This is a genomic window from Prevotella sp. 20925_1_30, from assembly GCF_041433025.1.
Lineage (GTDB): Bacteria > Bacteroidota > Bacteroidia > Bacteroidales > Bacteroidaceae > Prevotella > Prevotella vespertina.
Genome location: NZ_JAPWAR010000020.1, coordinates 21,773 through 35,974 on the forward strand (window position 1 = coordinate 21,773; position 14,202 = coordinate 35,974).

The window sequence follows — 14,202 nt, forward strand, 5'->3', positions numbered from 1 at the left end:
AAATAATAAAGAAAAGGATGTTTTATCAAGACTTATCCACGCTTTAACCCTTGCAATGCTGCACCAATAGCCGTACAATACTCCGAATATTTGGGAATAATAAATCGAACATCATAAATCTTCTCCATGACTGGAAAGAGCAATTCGCATTGTGGTAACAACGTGAGATTACCTATCAGAACAAAATCACGAATATCACTATTTAAGGAGCTTAAGATTGTTGCAGAACCTATTGATTGCAACACTAAACCTATCAAACCAAGAGCAATATCCTCCCTACTAGCATTTACTTGTGCATTTGCAAACAAAGACGCTGTTGCATCCATGGGCAAACCTGGTAGTGGACTCGTTGATATATCTTTTATCTGAAGATTAATGCGTGAGATGTCTCCTTTCATTGCCAAAGACACAACTTCTTTGACATCATCTGTCTGTAATAACAACCGAGAAAGCCCACTTAAAGTACCGCCTCCAATACCAATACCACCAATGTGACGGATTTCATTGCCATCACAAAGCACTAAAGAGGTTCCTGTACCCATAGAGACAACTATCATCCGTTGAAGTTTCGACTCGAACTGAGCTCCCAAACCATCAGCTAAAAACTCATCAGCCTTTGCTGTCGGAAGTCCATAAACAGGCTTATTAACATAATGAGCACCAACTCCAGTCAACATCACTTGCTCTACATCTGATAAATCAATCTTATTATCATACAAGTATTTACCAAATGCACCATACAAGGAAGTCACAGGGTCAGTAGCCTTTATACGTAAAGGTTTAACGACCTTCCCTTCTCTAATTCCAACAATCTTCGTTGTTGAAATCCCCACATCAATTCCAATGGCAATCTTCATACACCTTATATAATTAGGTTACAAAGATACAAAAAACTTAAGAGTAGGGAACTATCAGAGAGAGTTTTTGCAAAAAAACACTCAAAACATTTCTCTATTAAGCTGAAAATGAGTATCTTTGCAATCCGAAATAATGAGAGAATAAAGAATTAAACATAAAAAGAATAAAAAGGAAATGACGAAAGCAGACATTATCAATGAGATTGCAACATCAACTGGTATTGCCAAGAAAGACGTTTCAGCTGTAGTTGAATCATTCATGGATGCAATCAAAGATAGCTTATTAGGGAAGAAAGAGAACGTATATTTACGTGGTTTCGGTAGCTTTATTATTAAGCATCGTGCAGAAAAGACAGCTCGTAACATCTCTAAGAATACGACAATCACAATCCCTGCACATGATTTCCCAAGCTTCAAGCCTGCAAAGACTTTCATTGAGGATATGAAGAATAAGTAAACATAAATATTATAACAATTTAAAACATTAAAGCTATGCCAAACGGAAAAAAGAAAAAGGGACATAAGATGGCTACGCACAAGCGTAAAAAGAGATTAAGAAAGAACAGACATAAGAGTAAGTAAGCCCCATAGGCTGAAAGCACTTATTACGACTTTCAAACATGACGGGGCGTGTCATCGCAATTAATTCCAACCATGGAATGCGACGGCAGGTTCCGCCTTTTTTATTACCTATAAATATCATGTAGTACGATTAGGTGTATTGTTTATTACCACAAATCATAACGTATAAAACATTTATAGCTAACTTATACGATCCTATACTATCATGATGTTTATAACAAGAGAAGATAGATGACAAGCGAAGTAATTATTGATGTCCAACAGAAAGAGATTTCGATAGCACTACTCGAGGATAAGCGTTTGGTTGAATATCAACGTGAACCAAGAGAAGCTAGCTTTTCGGTTGGAAACATCTACGTGGCAAAAGTAAAGAAGCTGATGCCAGGGCTAAACGCCTGCTTTGTAGATGTAGGTTATGAGCGTGACGCCTTTCTTCATTATCTAGACTTAGGGAGTCAATTCAACTCCTACGCCAAATATCTGAAACAGGTTCAGAGCGATCGTAAAAAACTTTATCCCATTCAGAAAGCCAATCATCTCCCTGACATACAAAAAGACGGCACGATACAGAATGCCTTGCAAGTAGGTCAAGAAGTATTGGTACAAATTGTCAAAGAACCCATTTCCACCAAAGGACCGCGTCTTACAGGCGAAATATCATTCGCTGGTCGCTACCTGGTGCTTATACCTTTTGGGCATAAAGTCAGTGTTTCATCTAAGATTAAGAGCGGCGAAGAACGAGCACGCCTAAAGCAACTCATCCAAAGTATCACTCCAAAGAACTTTGGCGTAATTGTTAGAACAGTAGCTGAAGGCAAGCGTGTTGCAGAACTTGATGCAGAGATGAAAGTCCTTCTGAATCGTTGGAATGAAGCTATCACGAAGGTACAAAAGACACAAGAGCGTCCTCAATTAGTATTTGAGGAGACTGGACGTGCTGTTGCTATGTTACGTGATCTCTTCAACCCAACCTACGAGAACATCTATGTCAATGATGATGACATTTGCACAGCTGTACGCCACTATGTTTCTCTAATAGCCCCTGAAAAGGCAAGCATAGTGAAGAAGTACAATGGAAAGGTGCCTATCTTTGACAATTTCGATGTTACAAAGCAAATCAAGTCTAGCTTTGGCAAGACAATCAACTACGGGCATGGTTGTTACCTCATCATCGAACACACAGAGGCTATGCACGTTGTTGATGTAAATAGTGGAAACAGAACCAAGGAGAAAGCACAAGAGCAGAACGCACTTGACACAAACCTTGGAGCTGCCGACGAATTAGCACGTCAACTTCGATTACGTGATATGGGAGGAATCATCGTCGTTGACTTTATAGACATGAATCTTGCTGAAGACAGACAGATGCTTTACGAACGTATGTGTAAGAACATGCAGAAGGATAGAGCCCGTCACAACATACTTCCATTAAGTAAGTTCGGCTTAATGCAAATCACTCGACAACGTGTTCGTCCTGTAATGGATGTTGACGTAGATGAGGACTGCCCCACTTGTTTTGGAACAGGTAAGATTCACTCAAGTATCCTCTTTACTGACCAGCTAGAGCGAAAGATTGATCGCCTTGTCAATAAGGTAGGAGTAAAGAAATTCTACTTACACGTCCACCCATACGTAGCTGCTTACATTAACAAGGGTTTCATCTCGCTAAAACGTAAGTGGCAAATGAGATACGGATTAGGCGTAAATATTATTCCTTCACAGAAGCTAGCTTATTTGCAATATGAGTTTTATGATGCAAACAAGCAGTTTATTGATATGAAGGAACAGAGCGATAAATCATAAGTCGCTCATAAGTCATTAGATAAGAAAGAAAGGTAAAACAAGTAAGAGGTAAGCACAATCAAAGAGCTTATCTCTTATTTGTTTTTATAAGAGAACGAACTCACAACACACATCTCGTAATTGTTCTTCCTTAGTTCTCTTTTGTTTTTCTACATGCTCTGCATTCTTGTTGTACGTGCGTAATTCTATTATCTAAGTGTAATAATTCATTATCTAAGTCTGATGTACCTCTGACATCTCTTTCTTCCTTTCATAGAAAACCCTCGAAAGTTATTTTATTTAACTTTCGAGGGTTGATTAACTTGTCACATCCTTATAATGGTAGTGAGAGTTTTCTATACAACAACCTTAAACCGGATACGGAAGGCATGTTTTGATTCGTCCCAATTAGTACCTAACAATTCAAAGCGACCTATCTGACTCGTTGATCGGACATGCTTACCAATGCAAGGGCACACATCAAAGTCGCCTATTCGCACGAGTCGTAACATCTCGGAAGCATCATCTGGTAGCTTATCCAAGCTAACTCCTTCAGGAATATGATTCCTATCAACCATTTCGAACGTTACAGGCAAATCCTCTGCAATAAGGCGATTCATCTCATCAACAATAGCCTTCTCTTCCTTACGATTAGGTTTATGATCAAGGATGAATGTCATCTTACTCTTCTTTCGTTCAATATGTGCATTATTACTACGCTCCGCCCCAAACATACGAACCATGACTTGATTCAATAAATGTTCTGCTGTATGAGCCGGTGGGAATTCCTCCTTATTATGCGTATTCAATACATAGTCCATGGGCTTCTCCTTTACGTTAAACTTATATATCCTACCATAATTTGCCTCGACATCTAAGGCGACCTGTCCATCTCGTTTCAGTTCTACTGTCTTTGTAAAACCTGAAAGCAAATCGGTCATCTCTACTTCCCGCTCTGGTAATCCAAGGAAGTCGTAAGCATGCGCAGGAATGGTAACATTGATTTGCACACGTTTCTGATCGAAGTTCGCTACAACGAGTAACACTTCATCGTCAGCCTTGCGCAAGAAGACAAATTGTTTGCGAGGGTTGAACTGATAGCTTTGATTATTAACATACATGAGGTCGAATGTCAATCCTTCACGCACTGCCTTCTCGCGATTGCAGAAACGAAGCAGACCTTGATAGACCAATGATAACCTCTTCTCATCTGTTGTAAGTTCCTCGTGATTGAAGAAACCTTTATAAATAGCTTCACTCGTCCAATAGTCGAAGATAGTCGAACGACCATCACGTCCTGAGAAGCCCTCTTTATCCATACCCCGCTCGCCAAACTCTTGCCCTGCATAAACCATAACTGGATTTTGCTGAAGCAATGCGGAAACAATCATGCCCGGCACTCCTTTCCACGGGTTACCAGCAAAGAAGTCGGAGGCAATGCGCTGCTCATCATGATTCTCTAGGAAGTAAAGCATGTGGTCGCGTATATCGTCAACTTGCTGCCACTCGTGCGTGATAGAAGAAGCCGGACGCTCATCACAGATAACACCACGTATGCAATCATACATACCCACCTTATCATATAAGTAATCAAAGCCAGACTCAACATACATACGATACTGGTTAGGATCATATACCTCTCCGATGAATATCACGTCTGGATAACGCTCCTTAACCTGTTGTGTGGCGTATGACCAGAATTCGTGTGGTACCATCTCCGCCATATCACAACGGAAACCATCAATGCCTTTAGCCGCCCAAAAGAGGAGTATTTCAGTCATCTTCTTCCAAGTAGAAGGAATGGGATGATAATGATAACTACGCCCACCAGCATCACAATAGTCTACTCCATAATTGAGTTTCACCGTCTCATACCAATCATTCTGCTGTGGATGCGAATCGAAGCGATCGTTACCCGTGCACTTGGCTGGATATTCATGGTAAGGCTCCGCTCCGTGTGCATATTCATTCTCGGCTACCCCAGACAGGTCAAGTGCTTCACCCGGACAGTAATAGAAGTTGTTTTGTGGATCAAAATGCTTCCCTAAGTCATCGCCTTCTCCTAGATCACTCACTCCTTGCGGCTTTGCTATACTCTTATATTGACGTGCAACATGATTAGGCACGAAGTCGATGAGCATTTTCAGTCCTTCACAATGTGTTCTACTAATAAGAGCCTCGAACTCTGCCATGCGCTCATCAACATTAACCGCAATATCAGGGTCAATATCATAATAATCAGTAATGGCGTATGGGGAACCAGCGCGTCCTTTTACAACTCGTGGGTTCTGACAAGGAATACCGAAGGAAGAATAATCAGTACACGTTGCATGACGGATAACACCAGTATACCAAAGATGAGTGACACCGAAGTCATGAATGCGACGAAGTACCGACTCGTCGAAGTCATTCATCTTCCCTACCCCATTCTCTGCTAATGTACCATTCTCCTTTCTCGTAAGGTTCTTATTACCGAAAGTACGAGTGAAGACTTGATAAATAACTAATTTAGTTTTCATACAATGAATAAACAAAAGTCCCTCTTCCGTATCACTCCTAAAACAAGGAGGGGTTAAGAAGAGGGACTATTAGCTATAGTATTAAGCTATGCCGTGAGCATTAACATTTCTGTCAATACGTCCAAGCATACCCTGCAATGCTTTACCTGGTCCACATTCGATGAACTCATCAGCACCATCAGCAATCATGTTCTGGGCACTCTTCGTCCAACGTACACTTGAGGTGAGCTGAGCTATCAAATTCTTCTGAATCTCAGCTGGATCGGTATGTGGCAATGCATCTACATTCTGATAAACAGGGCACTTTGGAGCATTGAATTTAGTTGCCTCTATAGCTGCCTGTAATTCGTCTTTAGCTGGCTGCATCAATGGAGAGTGGAAAGCACCACCAACCTTCAATGGTAATGCGCGCTTAGCACCTGCTTCCTTTAACAACTCGCATGCCTCGTTGATAGCATCAACAGAACCTGAAATAACTAACTGACCAGGGCAGTTAAAGTTGGCTGCTACACAAACCTTACCTTCCTTTGACACTTGAGCACAAATCTCTTCAACCTTCTCGTCTGGCAAGCCTATAATTGCAGCCATAGTACCAGGGTTCTGCTCACATGCCTTCTGCATTGCGTTAGCACGAGCAGCAACCAACTTCAAACCATCCTCGAAACTTAATGCACCCGCAGCAACAAGAGCAGAGAACTCACCCAATGAATGACCCGCTACCATATCTGGCTTAAACTCGTCACCTAAGCAAAGGGCTGAGATTACACTATGAAGGAATACTGCTGGTTGAGTTACCTTCGTTTCCTTTAGTTGGTCATCAGTGCCTGCAAACATAATATCGGTGATCTTGAAACCAAGAATCTCATCTGCTTTATCGAATAATTCTTTCGCTAATGGGCTGTTCTCGTAAAGGTCCTTACCCATCCCAACAAACTGAGATCCCTGTCCAGGGAATACAAATGCTTTCATCTTATTTTATGCTTTAATTGTTAATACTTTCTGAGTGCAAAGATACAGAAAATTAAATAGATAATGAAGAATTACGCTCTAAAAGCAAAACTTATATCTTAAATAGCTATGCACAGAAGATGATACCCACATAAAACAATATGTATAACTATTGAAAGATGTAGTAATTTAGAGGGTATCGAACACTAACTTAAAGTAGGATTGACGTTTAACTTAAAGTACAAGCGACCTTTAACTTAAAGTACAAATGGCGATTAACTTAAAGTATCATACGATAAGAATTGGAACGAAGTTGAGCGTTGAACTTTCCATTTGAACAACAACCAAAAACATCTGACAAATTAATCTTTAAAGTATTCCCGTTTTACACTAATATTCACTATCTTTGCCCTACAATTATAATTAAAAACCAATAATCAATAAATAAAAACCCAAACTATGAGAATTAAAAAGACCTTTGCTGCAATACTCATTGCAGGCAGTTTCTTATTACCAACGAATGCTTTAGCACAATTCAATTGGCCTTACAAGATTGTTAACGGAAAGGCTATCACAGAGGTTCCTACCCGTCCTGCTGGTGAGCAAAGTGTTTTGAACCTTGCAACACCAAAGATGAAGGTTGTACGGGTAGCCTTCGTTGGACTTGGTATGCGCGGTCCAGGTGCCGTTGAACGATGGACGCATATCCCTGGAATACAAGTGATGGCATTGTGTGACTTTGAAAAGGATCGTGCAGAAAGGTGTCAGCAATATTTACGTAAGGCTAGCATGCCTGCTGCGGATATTTATTCGGGCGAAGATGGTTACAAAGAATTGTGTAAACGCAAAGATATAGACCTTGTTTATATTGCACCTGATTGGAAACATCACTTCCTGGTTGCAAAAGAAGCAATGACACATGGTAAGCACGTTGCAATAGAAGTTCCTGCAGCGATGAATATGTCAGAAATATGGCAACTCATCGAATTATCTGAGAAGAATCGACTACATTGTATGATGCTCGAGAACTGCTGCTATGACTTCTTTGAGTTGAACTCCTTAAACATGGCCCAAAAGGGTATCTTTGGTGAGATTCTTTATGTACAAGGAGCTTATCGCCACGACCTTACCCCGTTCTGGAATGCTTATTGGAAGAAGGATAAAGAGGATAAGTTAGGATGGAGATTGGATTACAACCAGAAGTTCCGTGGTGATATATATGCTACTCACGGCTTAGGTCCTATTGCACAAGTGTTGGACATTCACCGTGGCGATCGTATGAAGACGCTTATCGCAATGGATACAAAGTCTGTAAATGGTAAGATGCACGTTGAACAAATGAGCGGTGAGCCTTGTAAGGAGTTCCGCAATGGCGATCAAACCACAACGCTGATCAGCACAGAGAATGGAAAGGTGATTGAGATTATTCATAACGTAATGACTCCACAGCCTTACAATCGTATGTATCAGTTGACTGGTACAAAGGGCTTCGCTAATAAATATCCTGTTGAAGGCTATGCTTTATCATCTCAAGAACTTGCAAAAGCAGGTGTAACCCCTTCAGCAGATGACTTATCGGGTCACAGCTACTTATCGGGTAAGGATAGAGAAGCTTTGGAGAAGGCGAACGAAAGCCCTATCATCACAAAGTATGAGAAACAAGCGAAGGAAGTTGGTGGTCATGGTGGTATGGACTTCATCATGGATTCACGTCTAGTTTATTGCTTACAGAACGGCTTGCCATTGGATATTGATGTGTACGACTTAGCAGAATGGTGCTGTCTAGCCGAGTTAGGTTCTATCTCTATGGATAATGGTAATATTCCTGTGGAAGTACCTGACTTTACACGTGGTGAATGGAATAAGATTAAGGGCTTCCGTCATGCTTACGCATCTCCTGCTGACGAGGCACAAGCTAATGCTGATGCCGTTGCCTTTACGAACCAACTAAAAGAAAAGGGTAAGAAGTATTGGGAGAAGGTTGATAAAGCTGCAAAGAAGAAATAAGGTTTAGACCTTTGATATACAGAAAAGGTGCCACAACTGATAACTCAGTTACGGCACCTTTTTAAGTTATACTCAACTTAACCTCTTACTTTCTCAAGGCTAAATTGTAATTGTAATATTCAGTCTTACCCGTAATATCTTCTACAACCTCGATAAAGGGAGGGAAGTTGACATCCTCATGGTCAACAATGCCCTTCGTTTCAAGTATCTGAAGATTGCGCATTGGAGATAAATAGGTATCAAGCTCAAAGAATTGACCACGCCATATAAACGTTTTACGAATCTTATGGATTGACTGACGATAAGGGTCGGCTTGACGCATTAATGATTCATAGAGGTTATTATCAATCTGTCGCTCGGTAACTACCTGTGCATTGTTTGCTAAGGTCTTTTTCGTTGTACGAACATTAACAGAAACGCCGTTCAATGTACGACGACGAAGACGCACCTCACTACGTGGGTCGGAGGTGAGATAAGTTTGAATAATCTCACTTTCTATAGCATCAGGAATATCACCTGTAAGACGCACGATATATTTACGTTCTTCTACTATCTGCTGCGGAATCTCAAGTACATTCGATATCTCTTGAATAACACGATTGATCTTTGTATCAAAGTTCTCGTGGTTATTAATTACACGTAGATGAGGATGCTCTGACCAGGCTTGAATGACTTTCTTGTCAAGTTCACGTGCAAGCTCCAATCCCTCTGTACGCTCCGCATTGGTAGCCGTAGTGTAGAATTGTTCTGCACCATCAGCAGCACTGACAAGGTGAAGTACCGCATCATATCTAGCACGCAACTTCTCCGAACAAGTTCCAACGCCAGCCGTAATCTCCTTCCACATTTCTGGTTTCATATAAGCAGAAATATCCATCGTTCCACGATCACAAACGATGATGGTTGGAGTAGTAATTGTTTCGGCTATTCGCGTAAACTTATCCTCCAAAGCAAGCTGCATTTCTAGTGTCGCCTTCTCTCCTTCATAAAAGAAAGCGTGGTTATCCGTAAGGTAATCCATACCTGCTTGGCTAAAGAGCGTTGGCACTTCAGGAATAATAAACACCTTGTAACCGAGACTGGAGAAATGCTCGATAATCTTGACAAGTGCTGTCGTTTTTCCGGCACAAGGTCCGCCGGTAAGTACTATTCGTTTCATAATAAACTAATAAATCCCTTCCACCCGGAAGTGAAAGGGACTATTATCTAACATTACTGCTTTACAGTGCAAAATGTCATTTGTTGAATTACTCAGCTGCTGGAGCTTCCTCCTCTGCAACAGGTGCCTCTGCAGGCTGCTCTACTGGAGCCTCCTCAACAGCAGGTGCTGGCTGGTTCTCTGCAACAACAGTTACAGGAATCTTAACTTCAACCTCCTTGTGGAAGTGTACAGTAGCTTCAGAAGTACCAACCTTCTTCATATCGTGCATTGTAACAATCTTACGATCAATCTCAATACCACGCTTTGCAAGCTCTTCAACTACAGTTGCTGCGTTAACAGAACCGTAAGTTACACCAGTAGCTGATACCTTTGTTTCAATAACAAGTTCTACACCATCCAACTGTGATGCCTTCTTCTCTGCCTCAGCCTTAAGAGCTGCAAGCTTAGAAGCCTGCTGCTTTAAGTTCTCTGCCAACTGCTTCTTAGCTGAAGGAGATGCGATAACACCTTTACCTGTTGGAATGAGATAGTTACGACCGTAGCCGTTCTTTACATTAACGATATCGTTCTTGTATCCAAGACCGATAATATCTTCTTTTAATATAATCTCCATCTATTGACCTCCTTTTTACTTCATCAAATCGGTTACGTATGGAAGTAATGCAATCTGACGAGCACGCTTAACAGCCTGTGCCACACGACGCTGATACTTCAATGAAGTACCTGTGATACGACGAGGAAGGATCTTACCCTGCTCGTTAAGGAACTTCTTCAAGAACTCACCATCTTTGTAATCGATGTACTTAATACCGCTCTTCTTGAAACGGCAATACTTCTTCTTCTTTGTGTCGATAGAAGGAGCGGTCAAATAACGAATCTCTGATTTCTGCTCTGCCATGATTTAAGCCTCCTTTTTAGCTGCCCATTTAGCACGACGCTTCTCAGCATAAGCTGCTGAATACTTGTCTTGCTTAACGGTAATGTAACGAATAACCTTCTCGTCACGACGGAAGCCAGTTTCGAGAGTGTTAATAACTGATGGTTCTGCATTGAACTCTAACAATGCGTAGAAGCCTGATGACTTCTTCTGAATGTTGTAAGCCAACTTCTTAAGACCCCAAATCTCTTCGTTCAAGATCTCAGCACCATTATCAGTGAGCAGTGTCTTGAATTTAGCGACCGCTTCCTTCATCTGTTCGTCAGATAAAACGGGAGTCAAAATGAAAACGGTTTCGTATTGATTCATACTACTTAATTATATAAAATGAATTAAAAATGCACCTTGCATACGCAAATGCGACGCAAAATTACAACATTTCATGCAATTGACCAAATAATTTTAGTACTTTTGCTCATCGTATAGTACAATTACACGTTCAGTATGAGAAGATATATCAAATATTTAGGTCTTATTGCTATAGTTGTTGGCATCATCTTATTTGCAATACATGTTATTATTTCCTTCCAACGTAACACCCTCTTATTCTCAGGTTTAATATTGATCATTGGTGGAACTATTGCATTTATAAAAGGTAATAAACTTGATTTACCTTGAATTTAAACAACTAGTTAGATAACAAAGAGTAAAGCCCAATAGGACTTCATATTATGAAGAATCCTATTGGGCTTTTACTTACTCCTATTTAAATAGTTAATGTGCCATTAACCTTTAGTTTTTAATCCTCATCAGGTACAATAAGCTTGTAGCCTTTACCATGGATATTAATAATCTCAATCTGAGTATCAGGCTTCAAATGCTTACGGAGCTTTGTGATATACACATCCATTGAACGAGCATTGAAGTAATTATCATCAATCCAAATGGTCTTTAAGGCATAATCACGCTGGAGAATCTCATTAGAATGAGCACACAACAAAGCTAGCAATTCATTTTCCTTCGTTGTAAGCTTCGTCGTCTTCTCAGGGTCATTATCTAATGTCAATAATTGCTTCTGTGTATCGAAAGTAAACCGACCAATATTATACATAGTAGATTCTTTCGTCTTCTTCCCTCTTACTCGACGAAGGATTGCTTCAATACGGAAAACAAGTTCTTCCATAGAGAAAGGTTTGGTGATATAGTCATCTGCACCAATCTTGAAGCCCTCAAGTATATCTTCTTTCAGTTGTTTTGCTGTAAGGAAGATAATTGGAATTTCCGCATTTGCCTGGCGAATCTCTTGTGCTAATGTGAATCCATCTTTCTTTGGCATCATCACATCAAGTACACAAATATCATACTTATTCTTCAAGAAAGCCTTATAGCCTACTTCACCATCTGGGCAAAGGTCAGCTTGAAAGCCTTTTGCCTGTAAGTATTCACTCAATAGTGTTCCGAGGTTCTCGTCATCTTCACACAATAAAATCTTTAACTTATCATCCATAATCTATAACTTTTAATGTTTATTCTTATACTTCTTCTTCTATTTCTTCATCACGAATCACGGGAAGTTTTATAATAAACTTAGTTCCCTTACCAAACTCGCTTAACACTTTAATTTCTCCACCATGTAAATCAACCATTCTCTTTACATAGGCTAAACCTAAACCGAATCCTTTTACATCATGTCTATTACCAGTATGTACACGATAGAACTTATCAAAGATCTTCTTTAAGTTTTCTTTCTTTATTCCCATACCTGTGTCACGCACAGAAAGATAAAGGTGTTCATTCGTATTCCATGTCTTCAAATAGACATTTAATGGTTCGTCTGGCTTTGCATACTTGACAGCATTATCCAAGAGATTAAATATCACATTCTGGAAGTGCATCTCATCAACATACATAGTTGAATCAACTGCTTCAATCTCCGTATAGACTTTACCACCTGTATGTTCTACTCGCAGTGCGAAAGAGTGTGCAATAGTTTCAACCATCTCGTTTAAGTCTGTATATTTTTTCTTCAACACAGCCTTCTTCCTATCGTACATACTCATCTGCAATACTTTCTCAACTAAGAAACGAAGTCGCTTAGCCTCATCGTTGATTACACCTCCCAAGTGTTCCACCATCTTCGGACTCTTTTCCAAGCTCTTGTCATTCATCATCTGTGCTGCCAAAGAGATACTTGCAATAGGCGTCTTCAACTCATGTGTCATATTATTGATAAAATCGTTCTTTATCTCGCTATAACGCTTCTGACGGAAGATTGTCACAATAGTGAAGATAAAAGTTACCAACAACACAAACGTGAAGATGATTGAAGGTATCATAAAGCGAATACTAGAGAAGATGTAATTATTCATCTCAGGGAAGTGTACCTTCACAACTCCCATTCTACTCACTGGGTCATTACGGAATAACACCTGTGAGTAAGTATTCTCTTCCCCATCCGATACATAATCTGGACAACGATAGACTTCACGACCATCTTGCGTTGTAACAGTAAAATGATAGGGGATGTTAATACCATTATTCATCATCTCCGCCTTTAAATCTTGGTCTAACAATTTAAAGTTAATACGTTGTTTTAGAGGCTTATCTGATGCTGAATAAAGTATATTATAGACCACCTCCTCGAGCATTGCTTTCTGATAGACATAACGATTACGAACAATCTCTTGCATGTTACGTTTTGTTGCAGAAAGCGAATTACTATCATTACGGAGAATCATTGCCTTAGGCGTCAATGATGGCTTCGATTGTAATAACTTCGCTTCAAAAGATGTATATGCATCGCCTTGACTATCTACTGCTGGAGTTTGATGTGTTGCAACGGAATTATCTTTTGAAGTTGAATGTTGTTCCGACTGCTTACGCTCTTTCTTATTTACATCATCTTCTAAATAACGAAGGGTCTCATTCAATTCCATATTCCGAGAAGCCTGATAAAGAGCACGATTGACTGATTCGTCAAACTGTTCTTTCTTCATCTCAGCCATTTCTTCAATGTAATTGAGCTGGAGTAGAAGTAAGCCTAGGAATGATAATCCCATGATTACTGCAATAATCCAAATTGTCTTCTTCTTCATTATTATTACTTCTATTCGTGTAGGCTACGACTTCTGAATGAGATTCGGACTACAGCTCTACTACGATGTTCACGATTGCAAAGATAATATTTTATTAATCCATTAACACAAAAACGTTAACAAATAGAATATGATTTAAATTAATTAACAAATTATTGTGCTTAGGATTAATTATTATCAATTATATCGCAAGTATATTAGCACAAGGATGACTAAAGAAAAGTCCAATGGGCAGACTCTAAATTGAACCTGCAAAATCGTAATGAATAACGAAACATCATTGATTTATTGAGAAAAGACAAAAAGACATATAAACCCTCGTAAGTTAGCCTAGATTTAAATATAGGAATACTTCACCTTAAACGTCAATTAA

At 39.8% G+C, this 14,202-nt stretch carries 12 protein-coding genes; 3 read left to right on the plus strand and 9 right to left on the minus strand.

Translation table 11 applies throughout. The features are described 5' to 3' along the window. Window positions 1–32: 32 nt before the first annotated feature. On the minus strand, window positions 33–857 hold the full coding sequence (coaW, locus tag O3603_RS09030; RefSeq protein WP_004383252.1) for a type II pantothenate kinase: 825 nt from the start codon (window positions 855–857) through the stop codon (window positions 33–35). A gap of 175 nt (window positions 858–1,032) precedes the next feature. On the opposite strand from coaW, the gene O3603_RS09035 reads away from it, so the two are divergent. Beyond that, on the plus strand, window positions 1,033–1,314 hold the full coding sequence (locus tag O3603_RS09035) for an HU family DNA-binding protein (RefSeq protein ID WP_009435111.1): 282 nt from the start codon (window positions 1,033–1,035) through the stop codon (window positions 1,312–1,314). A gap of 356 nt (window positions 1,315–1,670) precedes the next feature. Beyond that, window positions 1,671–3,242, plus strand: coding sequence for an Rne/Rng family ribonuclease (locus tag O3603_RS09040; RefSeq protein ID WP_009435081.1), 1,572 nt, complete (start codon window positions 1,671–1,673; stop codon window positions 3,240–3,242). A 335-nt stretch (window positions 3,243–3,577) separates the two neighbouring features. Here the strand turns inward: O3603_RS09040 and O3603_RS09045 are convergent, their stop codons facing one another. After that, on the minus strand, window positions 3,578–5,740 hold the full coding sequence (locus tag O3603_RS09045) for an alpha-amylase family glycosyl hydrolase (RefSeq protein ID WP_371522335.1): 2,163 nt from the start codon (window positions 5,738–5,740) through the stop codon (window positions 3,578–3,580). An 81-nt stretch (window positions 5,741–5,821) separates the two neighbouring features. Next, window positions 5,822–6,709, minus strand: coding sequence for an ACP S-malonyltransferase (fabD, locus tag O3603_RS09050; RefSeq protein WP_004383256.1), 888 nt, complete (start codon window positions 6,707–6,709; stop codon window positions 5,822–5,824). Between the two features lie 438 nt (window positions 6,710–7,147). Between fabD and O3603_RS09055 the strand changes: the two genes are divergently transcribed. Beyond that, entirely contained in the window at window positions 7,148–8,695 is a 1,548-nt protein-coding gene (locus O3603_RS09055) for a Gfo/Idh/MocA family protein (RefSeq protein WP_371522337.1), read from the plus strand. An 85-nt stretch (window positions 8,696–8,780) separates the two neighbouring features. Here the strand turns inward: O3603_RS09055 and O3603_RS09060 are convergent, their stop codons facing one another. The 6 genes from O3603_RS09060 to O3603_RS09085 all read right to left on the minus strand — a co-directional run bounded on the left by O3603_RS09060 (window position 8,781) and on the right by O3603_RS09085 (window position 13,829). Then, window positions 8,781–9,854, minus strand: a complete 1,074-nt coding sequence (locus tag O3603_RS09060) for an AAA family ATPase (protein WP_371522339.1) — start codon at window positions 9,852–9,854, stop codon at window positions 8,781–8,783. An 88-nt stretch (window positions 9,855–9,942) separates the two neighbouring features. Beyond that, entirely contained in the window at window positions 9,943–10,470 is a 528-nt protein-coding gene (gene rplI, locus O3603_RS09065; protein WP_004383259.1) for a 50S ribosomal protein L9, read from the minus strand. Between the two features lie 15 nt (window positions 10,471–10,485). Then, window positions 10,486–10,755, minus strand: a complete 270-nt coding sequence (rpsR, locus tag O3603_RS09070; RefSeq protein WP_004353605.1) for a 30S ribosomal protein S18 — start codon at window positions 10,753–10,755, stop codon at window positions 10,486–10,488. Between the two features lie 3 nt (window positions 10,756–10,758). Then, window positions 10,759–11,103 (minus strand): 30S ribosomal protein S6, encoded by a 345-nt coding sequence (gene rpsF / locus O3603_RS09075; protein WP_004383260.1) that lies wholly within the window; start codon window positions 11,101–11,103, stop codon window positions 10,759–10,761. 430 nt (window positions 11,104–11,533) lie between these two features. Then, the gene (locus tag O3603_RS09080; protein WP_155716276.1) at window positions 11,534–12,241 is read right to left on the minus strand and encodes a response regulator transcription factor; all 708 of its coding nucleotides are present in this window, start codon (window positions 12,239–12,241) and stop codon (window positions 11,534–11,536) included. A gap of 25 nt (window positions 12,242–12,266) precedes the next feature. Beyond that, window positions 12,267–13,829 carry a HAMP domain-containing sensor histidine kinase gene (locus O3603_RS09085; protein ID WP_314572629.1) on the minus strand — a complete coding sequence of 521 codons (1,563 nt, stop codon included), beginning with the start codon at window positions 13,827–13,829 and terminating at the stop codon, window positions 12,267–12,269. Between the last annotated feature and the right edge of the window lie 373 nt (window positions 13,830–14,202).

Coding starts and splice junctions, on each gene's coding strand:
- O3603_RS09060 (WP_371522339.1), bottom strand. CDS start 9,854: ATGAAACGAATAGTACTTACCGGCGGACCTTGTGCCGGAAAAACGACA.
- O3603_RS09080 (WP_155716276.1), bottom strand. CDS start 12,241: ATGGATGATAAGTTAAAGATTTTATTGTGTGAAGATGACGAGAACCTC.
- rplI (WP_004383259.1), bottom strand. CDS start 10,470: ATGGAGATTATATTAAAAGAAGATATTATCGGTCTTGGATACAAGAAC.
- O3603_RS09035 (WP_009435111.1), top strand. CDS start 1,033: ATGACGAAAGCAGACATTATCAATGAGATTGCAACATCAACTGGTATT.
- coaW (WP_004383252.1), bottom strand. CDS start 857: ATGAAGATTGCCATTGGAATTGATGTGGGGATTTCAACAACGAAGATT.
- rpsR (WP_004353605.1), bottom strand. CDS start 10,755: ATGGCAGAGCAGAAATCAGAGATTCGTTATTTGACCGCTCCTTCTATC.
- O3603_RS09040 (WP_009435081.1), top strand. CDS start 1,671: ATGACAAGCGAAGTAATTATTGATGTCCAACAGAAAGAGATTTCGATA.
- O3603_RS09045 (WP_371522335.1), bottom strand. CDS start 5,740: ATGAAAACTAAATTAGTTATTTATCAAGTCTTCACTCGTACTTTCGGT.
- O3603_RS09055 (WP_371522337.1), top strand. CDS start 7,148: ATGAGAATTAAAAAGACCTTTGCTGCAATACTCATTGCAGGCAGTTTC.
- fabD (WP_004383256.1), bottom strand. CDS start 6,709: ATGAAAGCATTTGTATTCCCTGGACAGGGATCTCAGTTTGTTGGGATG.
- O3603_RS09085 (WP_314572629.1), bottom strand. CDS start 13,829: ATGAAGAAGAAGACAATTTGGATTATTGCAGTAATCATGGGATTATCA.
- rpsF (WP_004383260.1), bottom strand. CDS start 11,103: ATGAATCAATACGAAACCGTTTTCATTTTGACTCCCGTTTTATCTGAC.